Source organism: Comamonas sp. Z1 (assembly GCF_008121555.1).
In the GTDB taxonomy this organism is placed as follows: domain Bacteria; phylum Pseudomonadota; class Gammaproteobacteria; order Burkholderiales; family Burkholderiaceae_C; genus Comamonas; species Comamonas thiooxydans.
The window spans coordinates 42,589-49,436 of record NZ_VOQT01000026.1 but is presented as its reverse complement, the minus strand read 5'-3'; the positions used below and the strand labels follow the sequence as shown (position 1 = coordinate 49,436).

Genomic DNA, 6,848 nt, shown 5'->3' with positions numbered 1-6,848 from the left:
CCCATCCCGAACAGGACAGTGAAACGACTTTGCGCCGATGATAGTGCGGGTTCCCGTGTGAAAGTAGGTCATCGTCAGGCTCTTACAGTGAAAACCCCGTAGTCGAAAGATTACGGGGTTTTTTATTTGATCAATCGGTATTCTTGATATTGCTTGCGCAGTAGTGGATATGGAAAGGATGAGCATGCAGCTGCAGGACATGTTGTATTCACAGGGCTTTGGCATTCGCCGTGTCTGCTCCGGCTTGGTGCAGCAAGGCTGGGTGGAGCTGTGGAACCCGCAGACTTCTGACTGGGAGAAGGTCCTGGATTCCACCCAGCAGGTGGATCCCGAAGGTCTGCGTTTCAGGGTGCAAGGCGTGGAGTGGGAGTATCACGAGCTGGGTTATGTGCTGCTGAACAAGCCAGCCGGCACCGAATGCTCGCAAAAGCCATCGGCCTATCCCAGCATCTATACCTTGCTACCGGCTCCGCTGCGTCAGCGACCCAACAAAGGGGCGGTGCAAGGTGTTCAGGCGGTGGGTCGTCTGGACCAAGATACGACGGGCATGCTGCTGCTCAGCGATGATGGCCAGTTCATCCATCGCATGTCGTCGCCCAAAAAGCATGTCTCCAAAGTTTATCGAGTGACTTGCAAGCATCCGCTGGATGCCAAGCAGATACAGCGGCTGCTGGATGGTGTCGTACTCGATGATGATCCCAAGCCCGTCAAGGCAGCGGCCTGCGAGCAGGTGGATAGCCATGTGCTGGATCTGACGCTGACCGAGGGCAAGTATCACCAGGTCAAGCGCATGATTGCGGCTGTGAGCAACCGGGTCGAAGGTCTGCATCGCAGAAGAATCGGCGGCATGGAGTTGCCCGCAGAGTTGGAGCCTGGCCAATGGCGCTGGCTTACGGCGGATGAGCTGGAATTGTTCAAGCCGGGCAAGTAAGACAAAGCAAGATAAAAAGCCTGCTGGCTTGCGCCAGCAGGCTTTTTGATTGGCGACAGGGGAAATCAGTGCCGCTGCGCAGGGAGCATGGACGCCTGCTGGAGCTTGCCCGAAGTTTGCAGCGCAGCGCCGGGCAGGAATTCGATGCCGGTACGGCGTACCAGCTCCGCATAGCTGATGGGCTCGGTGACGCGGGCTGCGTCATCATTGGCCTGCCAGTGCGCCCAGGCACGCTGGCTCTGAGCGTCATAAACCAGCTTGTAGAGAAAGCTGGGCACACGCACCTGGTTGTGGCCGACGGAGGCTGCGCCGGCCTCAAAGACCGGGCCGGTGATGATGTAGACATCGCCCTGAGCCCGTTGTGCATAGCTGCGCGTGTCTTTTTCGATACGGGCCCAGGGGCCGCCGTTCTGCTTGATGGACTGGGGCACCATATTGGCCAGCGAGAAGCTCTGGGCCATGGCCTGTGCGCTCGGCATGTCGCCAGCGGGAGCCATGTGGCCGCGTGAGTAGCCGGAGCGCTTGTAGTCGTCCAGCTCGGCGCGTTCATCGCGGGGCAGGCGGGCATCGCTGTAGAACTTGTTGGTGCGCTTTTCGTCGGCATCGGCGACCAGGGCCTTGTTCAGACGTTGAGCAACGAAGACGGGCGTCTTGCTCTGGCCGCTGTGCAGCACGGCAAACGCGTCATAGCACAGGGCCCGCAGCTTGGGCTGATCGCTGAGCACGGGAGCTTTGCCATTGGCAAAGAACTGCGGGCATTGCTCAAAGCCCTGGGTGCTGCGTGTGGGATTGCTGATCTGGATGAGCGGTGCGGGGCTGGCCGCTGCCGGGGGGGCAGGCATCCTGGCGGAGCAGGCCACGCTGCTGATGACCAGCACTGCGATGCCGGCATGGCGCAGCCATAGCGGGACTCGTGAGGAGAAAGAGGAAAGCGGTGCTGAAAAAGCGGAAGACATGCGCGAAGAAGGCCGAGGGAGATGAAAAGAGTGCCAGCAGCCCAGGCGCAAGAGCGAGTCTGCCCGTCATCGAGGATGATTGATTGCTACTTGAATAAGAGCTGCTTGCGCAAGCTTTGAAAGCTTTTCAAGGTAAAAGTTTCCTAAAAAGCTTTCTAATAAAGCGCTAAGTGCTCATATTTTATGAGGGTGGACTTTGCCACAGCCCAGCCCCGGCTTACTTCGCCTAGTTGCGAATCCCCGAGGGCGTTCCATGCATGAGCAGAATCTGCAGTGCGGCTTGGGTTTGCAGATGCAGCTGCTTGAGTGCCTCATCTTTCTGAGGCGGCAAGATGTACTGGCCCTGTGCGTTCCTGGCGTAGGGCTTGCCCAGAATGTCTGCCATGTCGATCTGGTAGTAGCTGCGGTCGCCATATGGCCGCTTGCCGTCGATATAGGGCAAGGGCCAGATCGCCTGGCCGTCTTCCTCCTCGGCCAAGACATAAGGCAGGTCATCGGTACCGACTTCACGCCACAGGGCGGCATGCAGCAGCGTCAGGTGTTCGGGGCGAAAGTCGAAGCTGCTGTCTGGCGCCTGACCTGAGAAGTCGGGCGGCAAGGCATAGCGACCGGGCGCCAAGGTGGCGGTGGCCACAAACTGCGGCAGCCAAAGGCAGACCTCGGTCAGGAGCCGGGTGGCCAGAGCAGGATCGTGACTGCGCAGCACTTGCTGGGCCGTGTCGAGGGTGGACAGATCGCCGCCAAAGGGTTGCACGGGATCGAAGCCGGGTGCCCCAGACTCTACGGGCATCCACCGCACCCGCAGCAGGCGCATCAGCTGCTGATGCTGGGCGCTCAGCGGCGGCAGCGCCTGGCTGAAGACCGTCTGGATCACGGCTCGACGTTCGGTACTGCCCTGCCGCTTGCGCAGCCACGACCAACTCAAGGCGCCGGTTGCCGCAACTGCCAGGGTGGAGAGTGTGGAGATCAGCAGCCTGCGCTTCATGGGCGAAGGTTTTCAGTCATCGATGGAAGCGCTCCAGCGGTCGCCCCAGCCGCTGCGGTCCTGACGCACGCGATCGATTTCGCGGCGGTCGCGCTTGGTGGGGCGGCCGGTGTGCTGGGCCGCCAGTGCTTCGGCGGGCTCGGGTGCCAGACGGCGCTGCTCGGCCAGTTGTTCGCGCTGGGCAATGCTTTGTGCCGTTTCCTCGTATAGCTGTTGGGCCACGGGTGCCGGGCCGCGCATGCCGCTCAGCCCGCGCACTATGACTTCCCTGGGAATATTGCCCTGGCGCAGGTGGATGTGGTCGCCCGGGCGGATTTCACGCGAGGCCTTGGCATTGGCGTTGTTGACCGTGACCCGGCCTTTGCCAATCTCCTCCACAGCCAGGCTGCGGGTCTTGTAGAACCGCGCGCACCATAGCCATTTGTCCAGACGCATGGATTCAGTTTCACTCATATCGGTATTTTGCGGCGTGAAGGGATGGCGATTCAAGTCAGAGCAGTATCCATGTCCTGGGCATCGCCATTGTGCAGGGGCAGCTGAATCAGCGCCTGCAGGCCACGCACGCGGCCGAGTCCGTCGTGCAGGTTGCGCAGCTCGATCTGGCCGTCCAGGGTCTGCACGATTTCCTGGCAGATGGCCAGGCCCAGGCCGGAGCCGCTGCGCGTATTGCCCGCCGAAAAGGGCTGGAACAGCCGCTGGGCCAGTTCATCGTCGATGCCGCTGCCGCTGTCTTCGATACTCAGCTGCGCCATGCCATCGTGCGCGCGCACATCGACCTGCAGACTCCCGTGCCTGGGGGTGTGGCGTATGGCATTGTGCAGCAGGTTGCGGGTCAGCTCGCGCAGCATCCATTCATGGGCGGCCACGCAGCAGGCCTGGGTTTCGATGCCGAAATCCATGTCGTGATCGGCAATCAGCGGTGACAGCTCCAGCGCCACGTCGCGCACGATATCGTCGAGCTGGGCGAGTATGGAGCTGTTCTGGTTGCTGTCTTCCTGGCGCAGCTGCTCGACCTTGGCCAGGGCCAGCATCTGATTGGCGACGCGGGTGGCGCGGTCCACCGTGTCGTCAATCTCGGCAAAGGCCTGGGCCGGTGGAATATCGCCGCGCTTGGCAGACTGGACCTGAACCTTGAGCACGGCCAGCGGCGTGCGCAGCTGGTGCGAGGCGTCGCGCACAAAGCGCTTCTGATTGCTCAGCAGGCCTTGCAGGCGCTGCATGGTCTGGTTGGTGGCTTCCAGCAGAGGCTGGACTTCGCGCGGGACCTCGGGCGCAGCCAGCGGACTCAGATCCCCCTGGGCACGGCCCTGCAGGTCCTGGCTGAGCTGGCGTATGGGCTGGGTGGCGCGCTGTACCACGATGATGACGATCAGGGCGACGACCAGCACCAGCAGGGCCTGACGAATCAAGGTGTCACGCAGAATCTGCAAGGCCAGGGATTCGCGCAGTTCCAGGGTTTCGGCCACCTGGATCACGGCCATGCCGCGTCCGTCGGCGCTGGCAACCGGCTGCAGCAGCACGGCCACGCGCACGGGGTGGCCGCGAAACTCGTCGTCGTAGAAGTCCACCAGCGCCGCATAGGGCGGGCGCTGTGGAATCCTGCCGTTCCAGACAGGCAGTTCCTCGAAGCCGGAGATCAACTGTCCGTCCAGCGTGGAGACGCGGTAGAACATGCGGCTCTGGTTGTCAGCCTCGAAAATTTCCAGTGCCGAATAGGGAACGATGGCGCGCAACTGTGCCTGATCGTCGTATCCCGTGACGCCAATTTGCTCGCTGATGCTTTTGGCCGAGGCCAGCAGGGTTCTGTCGTAAGCCGTGTGCAGCGATGCCAGGGTTTGCTGATAGAGGCTCCAGGCGTTGAGGGCAATCAGCGCCAGCACAGGCAGCAAGATGCCGGTGAGCAGCAGGCGCCGCAGCGACCAGGCTGTCTTGGGCCGCGCTTTGGCCGCAGCGGCTGTCATGCCGCGGCCTCGGCCTTGACCAGATAGCCCAGTCCGCGCAGCGTGACCAGTTGCACGCCGGTGCCGCCCAGCTTTTTGCGCAGCCGGTAGGCCACGACTTCCACGGCCTCGTATTGCACATCGACCTCGCCGGGGAAGACCAGACTGAACAGCCGTTCCTTGGTGACCGCATGGCCTGGGCGGGCCAGCAACGCATGCATCATGGACAGCTCGCGCGGGGTCAGCTCCAGAACCTTGTCGTCGAGATAAATGGCGCCGCTTTCCTTTTCATAGCGCAATGCGCCCAGGGTGATAACTTCAGAGGCCGATCTGGGGGTGAAGCTATCCTGGCTACGGCGCAGCAGGGCGCGCAGGCGTGCTTCCAGTTCGTCGAGGTCAAAGGGCTTGGCCAGATAGTCGTCGGCACCGGCGTTCAGCCCCATGACGCGGTCGCCCACGGTGCCACGTGCCGTCAGTATCAGCACCGGTGTGCGCAGGCCCAGGGCCCGGGCGCGCTCCAGCACCTGCAGGCCGTCGAGGCCGGGCAGACTCAGGTCCAGCACCACGGCATCGGGTTCGCGGGTCTGCCAGTGAGCAAGGGCACTGGGGCCGTCGGCCGCCACATCCACATGCAGCCCGCGGCGCATCAGGGTGCGCTGCAGCGTGGTGCGCATGGCGGAATCATCTTCAACAAGCAGTAATTGCATGCAGCCGAACATAGCACTGCGCTGCGAATGCGAAGACAAGTCGTGAAACTACCGGGCTTGCTTAAGGGATAGCCCTAGGTGATTGGACAGCCGTTTGACAGGCAGGCTGTCCATGATTGCATTCACCAACTACATAAGGAGTACATCATGCGTCGTGATACGTTTCTGAAGTCTCTGGCAGCCCTGGCGGCGGCCGGTGCTTTGCCCCTGTCGGCCCAGGCAGCGGCAGCCATCAAGATGATGCTGCCCGCCAACCCTGGTGGCGGCTGGGACACGACAGGCCGTGCCCTGGGCAAGGCCTTGCAGGACGCAGGTGTGGCTTCTTCCGTCACTTATGACAACAAGGGCGGCGCTGCCGGCGCCATCGGTCTGGCCCAGTTCGTCAACGGCAGCAAGGGCGATCCCAATGCCATGATGGTCATGGGCGCCGTGATGCTGGGCGGCATCATTACCGGCAAGCCTCCTGTCAACCTGAGCCAGGCCACGCCTTTGGCGCGCCTGACCAGCGAGTACAACGTGTTTGTGCTGCCCGCCAATTCGCCCTACAAGAACATGGCGGAAGTGGTGGCCCAGCTCAAGAAGGACCCTGGCTCCATCAAGTGGGGCGGTGGCTCGCGCGGCTCCACCGAACACATTGCTGCAGCCATGATCGCCCGTGAAGTGGGTGTGGACCCCGCCAAGATCAACTACGTGGCTTTCCGTGGGGGCGGTGAGGCCATCTCCGCCATTCTGGGCGGCAACGTCACCGTGGGCGGCAGCGGCTTCAGCGAGTTTGCCGAGTACATCGCGACCGGCAAGATGAAGCCCATCGGCGTGACTTCGGCTCAACGCCTCAAGGGTGCGGCGTCCAGCATTCCCACGCTCAAGGAGCAGGGCATCAATGTGGAAATCGGCAACTGGCGCGGTGTGTATGGCGCGCCCGGCATTTCCAAGGCCCAGCGCGACGAGCTGGTGGCCCAGATTGAGAAAGCCACCAAGAGCAAGGCCTGGGCTGAAGCGCTGCAGAAGAACGACTGGACACCTGCCTGGCTGAGCGGCGATGCCTTTGGCAAGTTCGTCGACGACGAGTTCGCCAGCCTGCGCGCCACCATGGCCAAGTCCGGCATGATCTGATGATCTCCAGGCCGCTGCGTTCTGCAGCGGCCTTTTCAGGACATGGCACAGGGCTGGCGACTTCAGCCCTGATCGCGTTGTGTCCTGCTGTTTTCCCCCGCACTGATTGATGGCCTGCCCCCTGACGGCGCAAGCCAGGGTTTGTGCAACCCCATGATGCCGTGAGAGCTGCTGGCAAGTTTGCTCTGACGGGTTCCGAAAACCATTGAAATCAAA

7 protein-coding genes are annotated in these 6,848 nt (G+C 62.2%); 2 read left to right on the top strand and 5 right to left on the bottom strand.

The genetic code is table 11. The features are described 5' to 3' along the window. The first annotated feature begins 184 nt into the window (after nt 1-184). Nucleotides 185-931 (top strand): 16S rRNA pseudouridine(516) synthase, encoded by a 747-nt coding sequence (locus tag FSY45_RS25430; RefSeq protein ID WP_046462273.1) that lies wholly within the window; start codon nt 185-187, stop codon nt 929-931. Nucleotides 932-996: 65 nt separating this feature from the next. Here the strand turns inward: FSY45_RS25430 and FSY45_RS25425 are convergent, their stop codons facing one another. From FSY45_RS25425 to FSY45_RS25400, 5 genes are all read right to left on the bottom strand, one after another. Then, nucleotides 997-1,809: a DNA/RNA non-specific endonuclease gene (locus tag FSY45_RS25425; protein WP_046462272.1), complete on the bottom strand. Its 813-nt coding sequence runs from the start codon at nt 1,807-1,809 to the stop codon at nt 997-999. A 304-nt stretch (nt 1,810-2,113) separates the two neighbouring features. Next, the gene (locus tag FSY45_RS25415) at nt 2,114-2,872 is read right to left on the bottom strand and encodes a hypothetical protein (protein WP_046462271.1); all 759 of its coding nucleotides are present in this window, start codon (nt 2,870-2,872) and stop codon (nt 2,114-2,116) included. A 12-nt stretch (nt 2,873-2,884) separates the two neighbouring features. Then, nucleotides 2,885-3,325: an RNA-binding S4 domain-containing protein gene (locus tag FSY45_RS25410; RefSeq protein ID WP_034362959.1), complete on the bottom strand. Its 441-nt coding sequence runs from the start codon at nt 3,323-3,325 to the stop codon at nt 2,885-2,887. A gap of 32 nt (nt 3,326-3,357) precedes the next feature. Next, on the bottom strand, nt 3,358-4,833 hold the full coding sequence (locus FSY45_RS25405) for a sensor histidine kinase (protein WP_046462270.1): 1,476 nt from the start codon (nt 4,831-4,833) through the stop codon (nt 3,358-3,360). After that, the gene (locus tag FSY45_RS25400) at nt 4,830-5,531 is read right to left on the bottom strand and encodes a response regulator (protein ID WP_003068809.1); all 702 of its coding nucleotides are present in this window, start codon (nt 5,529-5,531) and stop codon (nt 4,830-4,832) included. The genes FSY45_RS25405 and FSY45_RS25400 overlap by 4 nt, the downstream gene beginning before the upstream one ends. A 135-nt stretch (nt 5,532-5,666) precedes the next feature. Between FSY45_RS25400 and FSY45_RS25395 the strand changes: the two genes are divergently transcribed. Then, nucleotides 5,667-6,632 carry a tripartite tricarboxylate transporter substrate binding protein gene (locus FSY45_RS25395; protein WP_003068811.1) on the top strand — a complete coding sequence of 322 codons (966 nt, stop codon included), beginning with the start codon at nt 5,667-5,669 and terminating at the stop codon, nt 6,630-6,632. The last annotated feature ends 216 nt before the right edge of the window (nt 6,633-6,848 follow it).